The organism is Vibrio sp. V08_P9A1T1, from assembly GCF_963874405.1.
GTDB lineage: Bacteria > Pseudomonadota > Gammaproteobacteria > Enterobacterales > Vibrionaceae > Vibrio > Vibrio anguillarum.
Genome location: NZ_CAWNIB010000225.1, coordinates 1 through 1,005, shown reverse-complemented (window position 1 = coordinate 1,005; position 1,005 = coordinate 1). Strand labels below are relative to the sequence as shown.

Here is a 1,005-nt window from a genome sequence, read left to right as displayed (position 1 = left end):
AAGAAAAAACTTGAAGCTATAGCAATTTTTTTACTACGAGATGAAGATTTCATAAGCATCCATATAAGCAAGTTAAACTTATGAGATGTTACAGATTATCAATTACGCATAAGTTGACTTAATTAACAGAATTAAGAGCTTATAACGCCCAATTAAGGGGTGAACAACGCTACCACCCACACCTAAAGCATTGTGCCATAAACACTAAATTTGAAGTAGAAGCAAAAATGCCAAGCGTTGTGAATCCCTCTTAAATTGCTTGTTATGTATTTATTCGTCAAGGCGAGCATCTAGCTTGACAGCTTCTATAAGTTTCAACAAATTCTCAGTTTTGTCTAAGCGCTTTGAAACACTTCGTTCACCTTCAAGCCGCTTCAATTCTACGATAATGTTTCTAAACTTGTCGTACAGCTCTATAGAAACGTAGTATTCAGAGTCCAATAGAGCTTTATGGATATCGGGATGCTTCGAAATTTTAAAGCCATCCCAATCCCTATGAAAACTAAAGTAAAGTTCCTTCACAGTTAAAGCTAAAGAGTAACGATGATGAATAAATGCGTTTTTCTTATTTTCTCTAATTGCAGAAAAGGCAAAATATGCAGCTGCAGCAGCCGAGATGGACGAAACACATGAAAAAACCCCTTGAATGATGTCTGGCGAACTCATTTTTCTCCTCAAATACATAACGCCCGGCTAAGGGGTTGACAACGCACCGCTGAACTTAAAAAACACACTGTAAACACTGAACTTCAATTTTGAACTAAAGCCGCCACGCGTTGGCAATCCCTCTTGAGCCGTTTGTTAGCTGCTGCACTTTAGCCGGAGATTTTCTACCCAATGGCCTAATTTAAAACACATTATTGCTTTCAAGCGACAAAGTAAAACGGACAACTGAGAAACTAAAACCTAACCCACGAAACGTACTTGGCAAAGAAGAAATAATAGGAAAACTGACGAGCTTCTAAGACTTCAATTTACAAAGAATTCTTTCGAAGAAGCCAACAA

The 1,005-nt window shown here is 37.7% G+C and carries 1 protein-coding gene; it reads right to left on the bottom strand.

Features of this window, described 5'->3' with window-relative positions; all coding sequences use genetic code 11:
- Positions 1–270: 270 nt before the first annotated feature.
- On the bottom strand, positions 271–666 hold the full coding sequence (locus AACT21_RS09295; RefSeq protein ID WP_094163180.1) for a hypothetical protein: 396 nt from the start codon (positions 664–666) through the stop codon (positions 271–273).
- Between the last annotated feature and the right edge of the window lie 339 nt (positions 667–1,005).